Origin of the sequence: Micromonospora sp. LA-10 (assembly GCF_051853095.1) — a bacterium.
In the GTDB taxonomy this organism is placed as follows: Bacteria; Actinomycetota; Actinomycetes; order Mycobacteriales; family Micromonosporaceae; genus Micromonospora; species Micromonospora echinospora_A.
In genome coordinates this window covers 6,481,841-6,495,748 of record NZ_CP195710.1, presented here as the reverse complement: position 1 = coordinate 6,495,748, position 13,908 = coordinate 6,481,841, and the positions used below count along the sequence as shown (strand labels likewise).

Sequence of the window (13,908 nt, the reverse complement as noted above, 5' to 3'; positions counted from 1 at the left end):
GCGGTCCGGGTGGCCCGCCGGCGGTCAGCTCACCACGGCGGCCTCGTCGGGACGGGTCCGGCGGGCGGTCAGGTACGCGGCGAGGCCGGTGGCGTCCTCGGTGGCCAGGAACGCGCCACGCGCGTTGACGAGCGTCTCGTCGGCGTGGGTCAGGCAGCCCCACACCGTGTCGCCCCAGGAGTCGGCGAGCTTGACCTCGGCCGGGTTGGCACACGGCTCGCCGCGCGGCCCGCCGATCTGGCAGTGGGCGGGCGCGCCGTCGCGCCGGGCGGCCACTGCGGCGGCCCGGCGGACGTGCGTGGGTCGGCCGTCCGGCTCGGCCTGCGGGGCCGGGGCAGGCAGAGCCGGCGACCGGGTGAACAGGATCGTGTTGCCGTCGGGGTCGATGGTGCGGCACTCGCCGCCGGGCACGTGGTCGACCGGGTGGCCGGCCGCGACGAGGCGGTCGGTGGTCGCGGCGACGTCGTCGACGTGGAGGTAGAGCGCGGCCGGGACCGGGGTGCCCTCGACGAGCAGCAGGGTCAGCTCGCCGCAGCGCAGGTGGAAACGCCCGTCCCCACGGGGCTGCCCGGTGTAGCCGAACAGCGTGTAGAACCTCCCGGCCGCGTCGGCGTCGCCGACGTACAGCACCGGCATCTGAGCCTGCACCCCACTGCGCACCGCGCCACTCTACCCATTGCCGAGCCACAAATCACGTCTTGCAGATCGGGTTTCGGCCGGCCGGTTTGCCGCCCGCGATCAGCAGCCGTTGGTGCTCTTCTGGTTACGCTTCAGCCCGTCGGACCAGGTGACTCCCTGGACGACGGCGACCACGACACTGCCGTTGTGGATCTGCTCGTAGTGCAGATGCGGGCTGAGGTCGTACTTCGCCGACGTCGCGCCGACCCGGCCGATGACGTCGCCGCGCTTCACGGTGTCACCGGTGGCCACGGCGCGGGAGTTGAGGTGGGCGTACCGGGTGCGCCAGCCGTCGCCGTGCCCGATGACGATGGTGTTCCCGTAGCCGGAGGTGGTGGAGTAGTACGACTCCAGCACGGTGCCGGCGGCGCTGGCGACCGTCCGGCGGTTGAGGTCGTCGGGGCTGCCGTTGGCGTCGTAGTGGTTCCAGTCGATGGCGTGGGCCGGGCTGTGCCCGTTCCAGTTGTTGCCCTGCCAGGTCTGGCCGCACAGGAACGGCATCCGGAAGCCCGGCCGGGCGGCCTGCGCGGGCTGCACGCCGAGCATCGCACCGGCGACGACGGCGACAGTGAGCATCGCGGGCACGCGCATCCGGGCGGCGGTGAACGTCAGGGACATCGCCTCTCCTCTTCTTCGACAACGATGTAGATCGATGCTAGGGCTGCTACCCGGCCGGGTAAATAGCTACAGAGATGAATGCCAGGGCAAAAGTTTTCTACATCCCGTCACCCGCCCGCGGTGGCCGGGCCGGGCGCGCGTACGGCAGAATCGCGGGCCATGGAGGCGGCCAGGATCCTCACCGCGCTCGCCGACCTGGCACCGGCCGGCGCCGAGCGGATCTTCGACGTCTCCGGTGCCGGCCGTCCGCTGATCTGGCTGCCCGAGCCCGACCGCGCGCCGCGCGACGCCACGCTGGACCGGCTGGCGGCGCTGGACGCGTTGCACCGCGACCAGCGGATCCTGCGCCGTGGTCTGGCCTTCGTCGTCGGCGCGGCCGACCTCGACGGCAGCCGCCGCCGGGTCCGCGTGCCGTTGCTGGCCCAGCCGGTACGTCTGGAGCGCACCAGCCGCAGCTACCGGATCGTGCCCGCCGGGGACCTGGAACTGACCTCGCTGATCGAGGACCGGGACCTCGCCGGCCGGCTGGAGGCCGCCCCCGGGCTGGCCGGGCCGGGCTGGCTCGGCGCGCCCGGCACCAAGGCGTGGATCACCGCCGCCGCCGAGGCCGCCGGCCTGAAGCTGGCGACGGTGCAGGCACGGCCGCCTCGGCCGACCGACGAGGACCGGCTGGTCGGCGTGGCCGCCGCGGCGCTGTTCACCACCCGCGACGTGCTGGCCGGCCGGCTACGCGACACGCTGCTCGCCTGGGCGGCCCGGCCCGGGCTGGCCGACACGGCGCTGAGCCGCCTCTACACCGGCCCGGGCGACTCCACGCCGGGCGACGCCGGAAGCCGGGGCGACGCCGGAAGCCGGAGCGACGCCGACAGCCGGAGCGACGCCGGAAGCCGGGGCTACAAGAGCGGCCGGGGCCGGCGGGACACCAGCGGCGAGGGCGACGACACCGAGGCCGAGGTGCTGTCGCCGCTGCCGTTGAACGCGGCCCAGCGCGACGTGGTGCGCCGCACCCGCGCCGAGCCGGTCGTGGTCGTCTCGGGCGCGCCCGGCAACGGCAAGAGCCACGCCCTGGTCGCCGCCGCGCTGGACGCCGTGGACCGGGGCGGGTCGGTGCTCGTCGCCACCCAGTCGGTGCACGCCGCCGACGTGCTCGGTGAACTGCTGCGCCGGCACAGCGGCCCGGCGCCGGTGCTGTTCGGCGACGCCGAGCGCCGCGAGACGATCGCCGCCGACCTGGCCGGCGGCGCGCCCGCCGGGACGGACGACGCCACGCTGCGCGACGCCGACGCCGCCGTGGCGGCCGCCCGCGACCGGGTGACCGCTCTGTCGGACGGGATCGCCGCCGCCCTCGACCAGGAACGCCGCGCCGCCGCGCTGCCCGACTGGCAGCCGTTGCTGCCCGCCCTGGGCCAGGAACTCCCCCGCCTGTTCGACCCGGACACCGACCTGGACGCGGTCCGGTCCGCGCTGACGGCGGCGACAGCGGACGGTGACGGCTGGTGGCGGCGCTGGCGGCGCGCCCGCGCCGGGAGACGGTTGCGCCGGATCAGCGGCGGCGACGTACCCGTGGACCGGCTGCGGACCGCCGTGGAGGCGGCGGGCGCGGTCCGGGCGGCGGCGCGGCTGGCCGCCACCGGCGGTACCGACCTGGCCGCGTCGTGGCGTGCCCTGGCGAGCGCGGAAGCCGCGCTCGCGGACGCCGTCGGCACGGCGATGCGCCACCGGGCGACCAGCGCCCACCGGTGGAGCGACGCGGCTCGGCGCGCCACCGGTGGACTGGCCGCCGCCTTGCGGGCCGGACGGAACCGCCGCCGCGAGCTGCTGGCCGGGCTGGACGCCCAGGCGCTGGTACGGGCGCTGCCGCTCTGGGTGGGCACTGTCACCGACGTCGAAGACCTGCTGCCCCCGGTGCCGGGGATGTTCGACCTGGTGGTGCTCGACGAGGCGGCGCACATCGACCAGTTGCGGGCCGCGCCGGCGCTGGCCCGGGCCCGGCGGGCGCTGGTCGCCGGCGACCCCCGGCAGTTGCGGTTCGTGTCGTTCGTGGCCGACGTGGACGTGGCCGACACGCTGCGCCGGCACGATCTGGACCGGTTCGGCGACCGGCTCGACGTACGCCGCTCCAGCGCGTTCGACGTGGCTGCCGGCGCGGCGCCGGTCACCTGGCTGGGCGAGCACCATCGATCCGTGCCGCACCTGATCGGGTTCTCCGCGCGCCGGTTCTACGGCGACCGGCTGGAGCTGGTCACCCGGCATCCGCGCAACGAGCGCGCCGACGTCATCGACGTGCTGACAGTCGACGGGGCGAGCGTCGTCGACGGCGTCAACCAGGCCGAGGTCAGCGCCGTCCTCGACCTCGTACGGCGGTTCGCCGACGATCCACCGCCGGGTGGCATCGCGGTGGTGAGCCCGTTCCGCGCGCAGGCGGACGCGGTGGAGGCGGCGCTGCTGGCCGCGTACGACGTCGACGAGATCGAGCGTCTCGGGCTGCGGTCGGGCACCGTGCACGCGTTCCAGGGCAGTGAGGCGGACGTGGTGATCGCCTCGCTCGGGCTGGTGGACGACGACCCGCCCTCGCGGCACCGGTTCGCAGCCGGGCCGAACCTGTTCAACGTGCTGGTCACCCGGGCCCGGAGGCGGCTGGCGGTGGTCACCTCGCTGCGCTCGCCGGAGGGCCTGGTGGGTGACTTCCTGGCCTACGCCGACCGGCGACCCGCGGCACCGGAGGCGGCGCCGGCGGCCGGCTGGACCGCCGAGATGGCCGAGGAGCTGCGCCGGCTCGGGCTGCCGGTGCGCCCGGGATATCCGGTGGGCCGCTGGCGCGTCGACCTCTGCGTGGGCGCGGACGCCGACGCCGTCGGGGTGATCTGCGCGGTGCACCCGGACGGCTCGGCGGCTCATCTGGAGCGACAGCGCACGCTGGTCCGCGCCGGGTGGCGGCTGCACGAGGCATTCGCCAGTCGCTGGGCCGGCGACCCGATCCGGGCCGCCCTGGAGCTGGCCTCAGCCGTCGGCACGAGCGGCCCCGGCAGCGGGCCAGGCAGCGGCAGCGCATCCGACACCGACGGCAGGTCCGACGACGACGGCGGCGCCGCGCGGACCGGCGCTCAGCCGACCAGGGCGGCGTAGCGGCCGCGCCGGTCCAGCAGCGCGTCGTGGGTGCCGGACTCGACGATCCGGCCGTGGTCGAGCACGGCGATGCGGTCGGCGTCGCGGACGGTGGAGAGCCGGTGCGCGATGGTCACCACTGTGCGTCCGCGAGCCAGTTCGTCCAGGGCCCGCTGGACCGCGCGCTCGGTTTCGGTGTCCAGCGCGCTGGTCGCCTCGTCCAGCACCAGGATGCGCGGATCGCGCAGCAGTGTCCGGGCGATGGCCAGGCGCTGCTGCTCGCCGCCGGAGAACCGGTGGCCGCGCGAGCCGACCATGGTGTCGTACCCGTCGGGGAGCGCGGCGATGAGGTCGTGGATGCGGGCGGCGCGGGCGGCGGCCTCGATGTCGGCGTCGGTGGCGTCCGGGCGGGCGTACCGCAGGTTGTCCCGCACGGTGCCGTGCAGCAGGTACGTCTCCTGGCTGACCACGCCCACGACGGCGGCCAGGTCGGCCGGGCGCAGGTCGCGCAGGTCGATCCCGTCGATGGTGATCCGGCCGGCGTCCGGGTCGTGCAGCCGGCTGATCAGCGCGGCGAGCGTGCTCTTGCCGGAGCCGGTCTCCCCCACCAGGGCGAGGCTGGTGCCGGCCGGGACGTCCAGGCTGACGCCGGCGAGGGCGGCGGTGTCGCTGCCCGGGTAGCTGAAGGTGACGTCCTCGACGCGCAGGTGGCCGCGGGCGGTGGCCGGGTCGAGCGGGACCGGGCGGGCCGGCTCGGCGACCTCGACGGGCAGGTCGAGGTATTCGAAGATGCGGGCGAACAGGGCCAGCGACGCGGTGAGCGTGACGCCCACGTTGAGCAGGCCCATCAGCGGCCGGAACAGGTTGCCCTGCAACGCGGTGAACGCGACGAGCGTGCCGATGGTGAGCGTGCCGGCGGTGCCGGGCAGTCCGGCGCCGAGGTAGATCACGGCGGGGATGGCGGCGAAGACGATGCTCATGGCGGCCATCCGCCAGCGTCCGGCCAGCTCGGAGCGCAGTTCCAGGTCGACCAGGCGGGCCGAGGAGGCGGTGAACCGGTCGACCAGGGCCGGGCCGGTGCCGAGGGTCTTGGCCAGCCGTACGCCGCTCACGGACAGCCCTTCCTCGATGGTCACTGTGAGGTCGGCGAGTTCCCGCTGGCGCTGGGCGGTGATCTCCCGGCGCAGCCGGGCCACGCGGCGGGTGAGCCAGAGCGCGGGCGGCAGCACGACCGCCGAGACGAGGGTTAGCCGCCAGCTCAGCGCCAGCATGGCGATGGTGGTGGCGACCACTGTGGTGAGGTTGGCGGCGATCGAGGTGGCGGTGGAGGTGACGACCGCCTGCATGCCGCCGATGTCGTTGGTGATGCGCGACTGGACCTCGCCGGTGCGGGTGCGCACGAAGAAGCCGATCGACTGCCGCTGGAGGTGGGCGAAGACGTCGGTGCGCAGCCGGTGCATGACCTCCTGGCCGACGCGGGTGGAGATCCAGGTCTGCGCGACGCCGAGCACGGCGGTGACCGCTGCCACCGCGACCATGCCCGCGACCAGCCAGGCCAGCAGCGTCAGGTCGCGCTCGGGGAGGGCCTTGTCGATCACGGTACGCAGCAGGAACGGCGTGGCCATCGCGATGATCGAGGACGCCACGATGATCGCCACCACGGTGGCGAGCGGGCGCCGGTGGGCGGTGAACAGGCCGCCGATGCGGCGCAGGGACACCGAGCGGGCCTGGGCCTTCTCGGCGGGGGAAACGGTCCGGCCGTCCCGGCGGCCGTCGGGGATGCGATCCAAGGGTGCTCCTCGTGTCCGGGGGAAACAATGCTGAGGTTACCTCAACATGAGGGAACAACACGAAAGCCTGTTACGGTATTCCCCGTGAGCGGCAGCGACGAGAGCCTGGCCGAGACGTTCTGGGCGGTGACCCGCCGGCTGCGGCACCAGACCAAGCGCGCGCTGGAGCCGTGGGAGATCAGCCCCGGGCAGGCGCGGGCGCTCGGCGTGCTGATGCGCCACGGCGCGCTGCGTCCCGGCGCGCTCGCCGAGCACCTGCGCATCGCGCCGCGCTCGGCCACCGAGGTGATCGACGGGTTGCAGGAGCGCGGGCTGGTCGAACGCCGGCCCGATCCGGGCGACCGGCGGGCCACGCTGGTCGCGCCCACCGCCGAGGGCGAGCGGGTGGGCACCGCGATCCGCCAGGCGCGGGCCACCGAGGCGGAACGGTTCTTCGGCGCGCTCGACCCGGACGACCGGGCCGAGCTGGCCCGCATCCTGCGCCGCCTGCGCGAGGACTAGACCCGGCGGGTTTCACCCGTTCCGGGTGAGGCGACCGGCCCCGTGGCGGGGAATAGCGCCACCGGGAGGAGGGCCGATGGCCGACGCCACCGAAGAGTTCTTCCGCAGCCTTGGGCAGCGCAGGCAGCGCGGGCTGACAGCGCTGCACGAGGGCAGCGTCCGGTTCGACATCACCGGCGACGAGTCGGTCGACCACTGGCTGGTCTCCATCGCCCGGGGCGAGGTCACCGCGGCGCGGCAGGCCACCGGCGGGGACGCGGTCGTCCGGGCGGACCGGGCCGTCTTCGACCGGATCGCGCGGGGTGAGGCGTACTTCCTGACCACCGTCCTGCGCGGCGAGGCCGACGTGGAGGGCAGCCCGCGGCTGTTCGCGACCGTACGCCGGCTGTTCCCCTCCCCGCCCGGCTCGCGCCCGGAACGGCACCGGGGAGACGGCCATGGGTGACGACCACGTCGGCATCTTCGACGGGACGATCTTCCTGGTCTGCGACCGGGCGGGCGACATCGTCCCGGCGGCCGACGGCACGCACGGCCTGTTCGCCCACGACACCCGCCTGCTGTCCCGGTGGCAGCTCACCATCGACGGCGAGCGGCTCAGCACGCTGTCCATCGACGACATCCAGTACTTCGAGAACCGGTTCTACCTGGTCCCGGGCAGTCAGGACGTCTACGTCAACAGCACGCTCGAGGTGCGCCGCACCCACACGCTGGACACCGGGCTCCAGGAGGAGCTGCTCCTGGTCAACAACGACCGGCGGCCCGTCGACCTGACCGTACGGATCGAAGCGGACGCGGACTTCGCGGACCTCTTCGCGGTCAAGGAGGGCACGACGGACCGCGAGGGGCGGCACTACCGGCGGGTCGACGGCCCGCGACTCGTCCTCGGTTACCAGCGCGAACGCTACCGCCGCGAGACGATCGTGTCCGCGACTGCTCCGGCGGAGGTGGACGAGAACGGCCTGACGCTGCGCGTGCACATCGAACCGCACGGCCGGTGGCAGACCCGGCTGACCGCCGAGCCGGACCTCCCCCTGCCGCGAGGGCTGGAGCGGCTCAGCCTGCCCGGACGGGTCGAGGGCCACGCCCGGAACAAGCCCGCCGAGCTACGCGAGTGGCTGGACCGGGCGCCGCGCCTGGAGACCAGCTGGGGACCGTTGCAGAACACCTACCGGCAGAGCCTCATCGACCTGGCCGCGCTGCGGTTCAGTCCGTTCCTCGCCGGAGCCGGGTGCGTACTGGCCGCCGGGTTGCCGTGGTTCATGTGCCTGTTCGGCCGCGACAGCATCCTCACCAGCCTCCAGGCGCTGCCGTTCGCACCCGAGCTCGCCGCCACCACGCTCACCGTGCTCGCCTTCCGGCAGGGCAGCCGGATCGACGACTTCCGGGAGGAGGAGCCGGGCCGGATCCTGCACGAGATGCGCTACGGCGAGCTGACCGTCTTCGACGAGACACCGCACAGCCCCTACTTCGGCAGCGCGGACGCCACTCCCCTGTTCCTCGTGCTGCTCGACGAGTACGAACGGTGGACCGGCGACGCCGCCCTCGTACGCGCGGTGGAGCAGGAGGCACGGGCGGCCGTCGACTGGATCGACCACTACGCCGACCGGGCCGGCAACGGCTACGTCTCCTACGAGCGGCGCAACCCGGTGAACGGCCTGGAGAACCAGTGCTGGAAGGACTCCTGGGACAGCATCTGCTACCGCGACGGCCGGCTGCCGGGCTTCCCGCGCGCCACCTGCGAACTCCAGGGGTACGCGTACGACGCGAAGGTGCGTACCGCCCGGCTGGCCCGCGAGATCTGGCGCGACCCGGCGTACGCGGACCGCCTGGAGCGGGAGGCCGCCGACCTCAAGCGCCGCTTCAACCACGACTTCTGGATCGACGACGGCGAGTACATGGCGCTGGCGCTGGACGGCGACGGCCGCAAGGTGGACGCCCTGTCGTCGAACATCGGCCACCTGCTGTGGAGCGGCATCGTCGAGGAGCCGAAGGCCGGGGCCCTGGTGCGGCACCTGATGTCACCGGCGATGTTCAGCGGCTGGGGTGTCCGCACGCTGGCCGAGGGCGAGGCCCGCTACAACCCGGTCGGCTACCACGTCGGGACCATCTGGCCGTTCGACAACTCGTTCATCGCCTGGGGGCTGCGGCGCTACGGGTACGCCGAGGAGGCCGCCCGCGTCGCGGCCGGCATCCTGGACGCGGCGGCCTTCTACGACGGCCGGCTGCCGGAGGCGTTCGCCGGGCACGACCGGGCCGAGACCCGCTACCCGATCCGCTATCCGACCGCGTGCAGCCCGCAGGCGTGGTCCGCCGGGGCTCCGCTGCTGCTCCTGCGGACGATGCTCGGCCTCCGGCCGGTCGGCGACGATCTCGTGGCCCGGCCCGCCCTGCCTGCTAGCCTCGACTACGTGGCGTTGCTCGACGTCCCCGGTCGCTGGGGGCGACTGGACGCCTTCGGCAGGAGCACCGCTGCCGGCGGCCTGAGCCGCTACGAGCTGGCGCCGCAGCAGCTCTCCGCACCATGACGGGATCGACATGCAGCGCATCGACTGGGCGCACACCGCGGTCGTGGGCGTCCACTGGCAACACGAGGTCGTCAGCCCGGACGGCGTCTTCGGCCCGTTCTTCGCCGACCAGGTGGCCCGGCACGGCGTGGCGGCGAACGCGGCCCGGGTCGCCGCCGCCGCGCGGGCCGCGGGCGGCCTCGTGGTCTTCACCCGGGTCGCCTACCGGCCCGGCTATCCGGACCTGATCGCCAACACTCCGAGCTTCGCGATGATCGCCGAACGCGGGGCGTTCCTGGAGGGCGACCCGAAGACCCGGATCGTCGACGAGGTCGCCCGGCAGCCGGACGACGTGGTCGTCACCTCCACCCGGCTCGGCGGATTCCTCGGCACCGACCTGGACGTGATCCTGCGTGGCCGGGGCGTGCGGACCGTGGTGTTCACCGGTGTCGCGACGAACCTGGCCGTCGCCGCCACCGCCTACCAGGCGGTCGACTACGGGTACCGCATCGTCACCGTCTCCGACGCGTGCACGGCGGCCACCGACGAGCTGCACGACGCCTACCTGAGCACGCTGGGCCAGCTCGGCGAGGTCGCCGCCACCGGCGAATTCGCCTGACCGGGGGCCGGGCCCGTCAGCGCAGGCCGGCGGCGATCGCGTCGACCAGCAGCGCGCCGAGCGTACGGGCCATCACGGCGCGGGCGGCGTCGACGTCGAGGCCCATCGAGTCGCGCATCATCGACCAGGCCGACCAGGTGCCGGCCACCGTCAGCGCGTCCAGCAACTGCGACCGGTCCGGCCCGGCGTGCGCCAGCTCCGGGGCGAACACCGCCTCGATCTCCTGACGGACCCGGGCGACTGCGGCCTCCCGGTTGCGGCGCAGTTGCGGGGAGAACGGCTCCCGCAGCGCCGACGCGCGGGCCGAGGGCGCCAGCACCTCCAGCAGCCGGGCACGCTGGTCGCAGAACGCGGCGATCCGGGCGGTCAGCGGCAGCTCCGGCGAGACCGGCTGCCAGAGCGCGGCCTGCCGTTCGCCGACGCGCCGCCCGGTCGCGGCGAACAGCGTCTCCATGTCCTTGAAGTTGGTCCAGAGCGTGCGCAGCGACACCCCGGCCCGCTCGGCGATCCGTTCCCCGGTGGGCCGCAGGTCACCGGAGTCGATCAGGGCCAGGTGCGCCTCCACGATCGCGGCCCGGGTCCGCTCGGCCCGCGCCGCCCGCCCGTCCACCCGTTCCGGCGGGTCGGTCTCCAGCTCGATCATGGGTACGGTTTCTCCTGTGCTCGGGTACCGGCGGCCACTCTACGGTCGTGCCGCCGGGCAGCAGGCACCCGGCTGCCCGGCGGCGCGATCGTGGTCAGGCGGTCGGTACGGCGTCCGCCGGCGGGGCGGTCGGCGGGTCGGTGAACTCGGTGACCGCGCCGTCACCGTCGTCGGTGGTGTACGCGGGACCGAAGTACGACTGGGCGCCGTTGCTCACCTTGGTCAGGCGCACGCCGCCGTAGCCGGCGTGCACGCCGTCGGCGTACCGGAAGGGAACCAGGCCGGGCCCGCGGAAGCCGCCCTTGCGCACGGCCTCGACCAGCTTCTCCCGGGTGGGGTCCGGCCCGGCGGCGAGCATCGCCTGGACGAACGTGTACGCCATCGAGTAGCCGTAGATGGCGTTGCCGTCGACCGGGTTGCCGGCGTTGTACTTCTGATGGATCTTGGTGAACTCCTGGATCCACGGGTTCGCGGTGTCGCTCACGTTCGGCAGGTAGTTGTCGGCCACCATGCCCTCGAGGATCACCTTCTTGTCGCCGAGCTGGGCGGCCAGCGTGGTGTAGTCGGCGCCCACGTTGGAGACGACCCACTGCGCCTTGAAGCCCTGCCCGGCGGCCTGGCCCATGGCGAGCGCGGTGAAGCCGGGGATGGTCGCCGAGATGACCACCTGGCAGCCGGCCGCGCGCAGCGCCCCGATCGCCGGGCCGACCTGCTGGTTGGTGGTGGTGTACGTCTGCTTCGCCGCCACCGGGCCGAGGATCTGCTCGACGCCGGCGAGCGAGTCCCGCCCGAAGTCGTCGTTCTGCCCGAAGTGGCAGACCTTCGCGCCGGGGAACTCCCGCTTGACGTAGCTGGCCAGGATCTTGCCCTCGACCGTGTAGTCGGGCTGCCAGCCGAACGTCGTCGGGTACTTGTCCGGCTGGTTCCAGTTGCGGCTGCCGGAGGCGACGAACAGGTCCGGCACCTTCTGCGTCTTGACGAACTCCAGCACGTTCGTGTGCGTCGGCGTGCCGAGGCCGCCGAGCAGCGCGAAGACCTTCTCGTCGAGCACCAGCTTGCGGACCACGTTCTCGGTGTTTGCGGGGTTGTAGCCGTCGTCCATCACCTTGTAGACGATCTTCCGGCCGTGCACGCCGCCCTTGCTGTTGACGTGCTCGAAGTACGCCTTGGTGGCGGCGGAGATCTTCGAGTAGCCGGGCGCGGCCGGTCCGGTGAGTGGTTGGTGTGTGCCGATGACGACTTCGGAGTCGCTGACGCCGGGGACGTTCTCGGCGGCCTGCTTCTCGTCGTCGGCGCAGGCGGGCAACGCGGCCAGCAGGGCCAGGCCGGCGGCGGCCGCGAGAACGCGGCGGGTGGTGGGGCGCATGGTTCTCCATTCCGGTGCGACGGTGCGAACGGTGTGGGTGGAACCGGTGAGGTCAGCGGTCCGGTGACCGGCGGCCGGCGGGCCGGCGGCGGACGGCGGCGCGCAGGCGGGTGGTGAGGGCACGCACGCCGCCCTGGATGCCGCCCGGGGCGGCGAGCATGACGACGATGAGGACCAGGCCGAACACGGCCAGCGCGAGGTTGCCCTCCAGCCGCTGGGCCAGCCCGGCGGGCAGGCTGAGGTTCTCGGTGAGCAGGCCCGGCAGGTCCTGGAGCGCGACCAGCAGCACCGCGCCCCAGACCGCGCCGGCCAGGCTGCCGAGGCCGCCGATGACGATGGCCATGAGCAGGAACAGCGACAGGTCCAGCGGGAACTTGCCGGGCGCGACGGTGGCGGTGAGCATGGCGTACACGCCGCCGCCCAGCCCGGCGCAGGCGGCGCTGACCACGAACGCGAGCACCTGAGTGCGGGCCACCGGGATGCCGGCGAGCCGGGCCGCGATCTCGTCGTCGCGGACCGCCCGCAGCGACCGGCCGAAGCGGCTGCGCACCAGGTTGGCCAGCAGCAGCATGGTGAGCAGGGCGGCGGCCAGCGCGATCCACGCCAGCCAGCGTTCCGGCTGGAAGTAGGCGCCGAGCGCGGCCGGTGGCGTCTGCGCCGGGAACGGCAGCCCCTGTTCGCCGTTGAACACGCCGGTGAAGATCGTGGTGACGGCCGGGACGAGCGTCGCCACCGCCAGCGTGACGCCGGCCAGGTAGGGGCCGCGCAGCCGGGCCGCGGCCAGTCCGACGACGAGTCCGCCGAGCGCGGTCACCGCGACCCCCGCGAGCAGCGACGCGGGCAGCGTCCACCAGCCGGACACGGCCCGCTCGTCCAGGGCCCGCTGGGTGAGCGCCACCGTGTACGCGCCGGTGGCCATCAGCGCGCCGTGCCCGAGCGAGAGCTGGCCGTTGAGCCCGACCAGCACGGTGTGCCCGGCGGTGACGCAGAGGAACGCGCAGACGCGGGCCACCTGGAGGTTCTGGTACGGCGCGAGCTGGTTGGTGACCAGCACGACGAGCGTGCCGGCGAACACGGCCAGCGCCAGGTGGCGCAGCAGCGTGGAGCCGCGCGGCTCGCGTCCGGCCGGCGCGCCGGGGAGCAGGCGGCGCAGCGGGGACGGCGCCGCGGGCGCGATCTTGGCGGGGGTGGTCGTCACACGTGCCTCGCTCTCGCCGCGGAGAAGAGCCCGCCGGGGCGGACCAGCAGGACGGCCAGCAGCAGCACCAGGACGGCCAGCGGTGTGGTGTCCGGTCCCAGGTAGCCGGTGACGTAGGACAGGATCAGCCCGACGAGCAGGCCGCCGACCACCGCGCCGACCGGGCTGTCCAGGCCGCCGACCACGGCGGCGGTGAACGCGATCACGAAGACCAGGTCCATGGCGTGCGAGTGCAGGCCGAGTCCGGTGGGGACGACGAGCATCCCGGCGAGCGCGCCGACCGCGGCGGCGAGCGCCCAGCCGAGCGTGAGCATCCGGCCGACGCTGACGCCGAGCAGCCGGGACACCTCGGGGGCGAACGCGGCGGCCCGCATCCGCAATCCCACCGGGGTACGGGTGAACAGCACCGCGAGCAGCGCCACCACCGTCAACGCCGCGCCGAGCACCCAGAGGTCGTACGGGGACAGCGCGGCGACCCCGCCGATGGTGAGCGCGTCGGTGTCGAACGGCGCCGGGGCGGGACGGTACTCGTTGCCGAAGATCATGCCGAGCACCGCCTGGATGACGAGCACCAGCCCGAGCGCGACGATCACCTGGTTGAGCGGGCCGCCGGGCCCGGCGAACCGCATCAGCACCCGCTCCACCAGCGCGCCCAGCGCCAGCCCGGACAGGATCGCGGCGGCCAGCCCGAGCCAGTACGAGCCGGTGGCGGAGACGACCGCGTAGCCGACGTAGGCGGTGGCCACGGCCATCGCGCCCTGGGCGAAGTTGACCACCCGGGCGGCCCGCCAGATGAGCACCAGCGCGAGCGCGAACGCCGCGTAGACCGCCCCGCCGGCGAGCCCGTCGAAGGTGAGGAACCAGAACCGCTCCATCGGCGACCCCT

12 protein-coding genes are annotated in these 13,908 nt (G+C 74.0%); 5 read left to right on the top strand and 7 right to left on the bottom strand.

Annotated elements, in window-relative coordinates:
• Nucleotides 1-24: 24 nt before the first annotated feature.
• Both ACSDG8_RS30055 and ACSDG8_RS30050 read right to left on the bottom strand, forming a co-directional pair.
• Nucleotides 25-660, bottom strand: coding sequence for a VOC family protein (locus ACSDG8_RS30055; protein WP_439427473.1), 636 nt, complete (start codon nt 658-660; stop codon nt 25-27).
• A gap of 78 nt (nt 661-738) precedes the next feature.
• Nucleotides 739-1,296: a M23 family metallopeptidase gene (locus tag ACSDG8_RS30050; protein WP_116506324.1), complete on the bottom strand. Its 558-nt coding sequence runs from the start codon at nt 1,294-1,296 to the stop codon at nt 739-741.
• A gap of 159 nt (nt 1,297-1,455) precedes the next feature.
• Between ACSDG8_RS30050 and ACSDG8_RS30045 the strand changes: the two genes are divergently transcribed.
• Nucleotides 1,456-4,422 (top strand): AAA domain-containing protein, encoded by a 2,967-nt coding sequence (locus ACSDG8_RS30045; protein WP_439427472.1) that lies wholly within the window; start codon nt 1,456-1,458, stop codon nt 4,420-4,422.
• Here the strand turns inward: ACSDG8_RS30045 and ACSDG8_RS30040 are convergent.
• Nucleotides 4,401-6,191: an ABC transporter ATP-binding protein gene (locus tag ACSDG8_RS30040; RefSeq protein WP_439427471.1), complete on the bottom strand. Its 1,791-nt coding sequence runs from the start codon at nt 6,189-6,191 to the stop codon at nt 4,401-4,403. The genes ACSDG8_RS30045 and ACSDG8_RS30040 overlap by 22 nt on opposite strands.
• An 84-nt stretch (nt 6,192-6,275) precedes the next feature.
• Between ACSDG8_RS30040 and ACSDG8_RS30035 the strand changes: the two genes are divergently transcribed.
• The 4 genes from ACSDG8_RS30035 to ACSDG8_RS30020 all read left to right on the top strand — a co-directional run bounded on the left by ACSDG8_RS30035 (nt 6,276) and on the right by ACSDG8_RS30020 (nt 9,815).
• Nucleotides 6,276-6,692, top strand: coding sequence for a MarR family winged helix-turn-helix transcriptional regulator (locus ACSDG8_RS30035; RefSeq protein WP_210895208.1), 417 nt, complete (start codon nt 6,276-6,278; stop codon nt 6,690-6,692).
• A 76-nt stretch (nt 6,693-6,768) separates the two neighbouring features.
• The gene (locus tag ACSDG8_RS30030) at nt 6,769-7,137 is read left to right on the top strand and encodes an SCP2 sterol-binding domain-containing protein (protein ID WP_210895209.1); all 369 of its coding nucleotides are present in this window, start codon (nt 6,769-6,771) and stop codon (nt 7,135-7,137) included.
• Nucleotides 7,130-9,217: an amylo-alpha-1,6-glucosidase gene (locus ACSDG8_RS30025; protein WP_210895210.1), complete on the top strand. Its 2,088-nt coding sequence runs from the start codon at nt 7,130-7,132 to the stop codon at nt 9,215-9,217. Before ACSDG8_RS30030 ends, ACSDG8_RS30025 begins: the two co-directional genes overlap by 8 nt.
• 10 nt (nt 9,218-9,227) lie before the next feature.
• Nucleotides 9,228-9,815 (top strand): cysteine hydrolase family protein, encoded by a 588-nt coding sequence (locus ACSDG8_RS30020; RefSeq protein ID WP_210895211.1) that lies wholly within the window; start codon nt 9,228-9,230, stop codon nt 9,813-9,815.
• Between the two features lie 16 nt (nt 9,816-9,831).
• Here the strand turns inward: ACSDG8_RS30020 and ACSDG8_RS30015 are convergent, their stop codons facing one another.
• The 4 genes from ACSDG8_RS30015 to ACSDG8_RS30000 form a co-directional block, all read right to left on the bottom strand.
• Nucleotides 9,832-10,458 carry a TetR/AcrR family transcriptional regulator gene (locus tag ACSDG8_RS30015; protein ID WP_210895212.1) on the bottom strand — a complete coding sequence of 209 codons (627 nt, stop codon included), beginning with the start codon at nt 10,456-10,458 and terminating at the stop codon, nt 9,832-9,834.
• A 94-nt stretch (nt 10,459-10,552) separates the two neighbouring features.
• Nucleotides 10,553-11,824: an ABC transporter substrate-binding protein gene (locus ACSDG8_RS30010; protein ID WP_210895213.1), complete on the bottom strand. Its 1,272-nt coding sequence runs from the start codon at nt 11,822-11,824 to the stop codon at nt 10,553-10,555.
• Between the two features lie 52 nt (nt 11,825-11,876).
• Nucleotides 11,877-13,022 carry a branched-chain amino acid ABC transporter permease gene (locus ACSDG8_RS30005; protein ID WP_210895214.1) on the bottom strand — a complete coding sequence of 382 codons (1,146 nt, stop codon included), beginning with the start codon at nt 13,020-13,022 and terminating at the stop codon, nt 11,877-11,879.
• Nucleotides 13,019-13,897: a branched-chain amino acid ABC transporter permease gene (locus ACSDG8_RS30000; protein WP_116506340.1), complete on the bottom strand. Its 879-nt coding sequence runs from the start codon at nt 13,895-13,897 to the stop codon at nt 13,019-13,021. Before ACSDG8_RS30000 ends, ACSDG8_RS30005 begins: the two co-directional genes overlap by 4 nt.
• Nucleotides 13,898-13,908: the final 11 nt, after the last annotated feature.

Excerpts from the sequence above, each read along its gene's own strand:
- ACSDG8_RS30045 (WP_439427472.1), top strand. The coding sequence starts at position 1,456 with ATGGAGGCGGCCAGGATCCTCACCGCGCTCGCCGACCTGGCACCGGCC.
- ACSDG8_RS30030 (WP_210895209.1), top strand. The coding sequence starts at position 6,769 with ATGGCCGACGCCACCGAAGAGTTCTTCCGCAGCCTTGGGCAGCGCAGG.
- ACSDG8_RS30020 (WP_210895211.1), top strand. The coding sequence starts at position 9,228 with ATGCAGCGCATCGACTGGGCGCACACCGCGGTCGTGGGCGTCCACTGG.
- ACSDG8_RS30025 (WP_210895210.1), top strand. The coding sequence starts at position 7,130 with ATGGGTGACGACCACGTCGGCATCTTCGACGGGACGATCTTCCTGGTC.
- ACSDG8_RS30015 (WP_210895212.1), bottom strand. The coding sequence starts at position 10,458 with ATGATCGAGCTGGAGACCGACCCGCCGGAACGGGTGGACGGGCGGGCG.
- ACSDG8_RS30050 (WP_116506324.1), bottom strand. The coding sequence starts at position 1,296 with ATGTCCCTGACGTTCACCGCCGCCCGGATGCGCGTGCCCGCGATGCTC.
- ACSDG8_RS30000 (WP_116506340.1), bottom strand. The coding sequence starts at position 13,897 with ATGGAGCGGTTCTGGTTCCTCACCTTCGACGGGCTCGCCGGCGGGGCG.
- ACSDG8_RS30010 (WP_210895213.1), bottom strand. The coding sequence starts at position 11,824 with ATGCGCCCCACCACCCGCCGCGTTCTCGCGGCCGCCGCCGGCCTGGCC.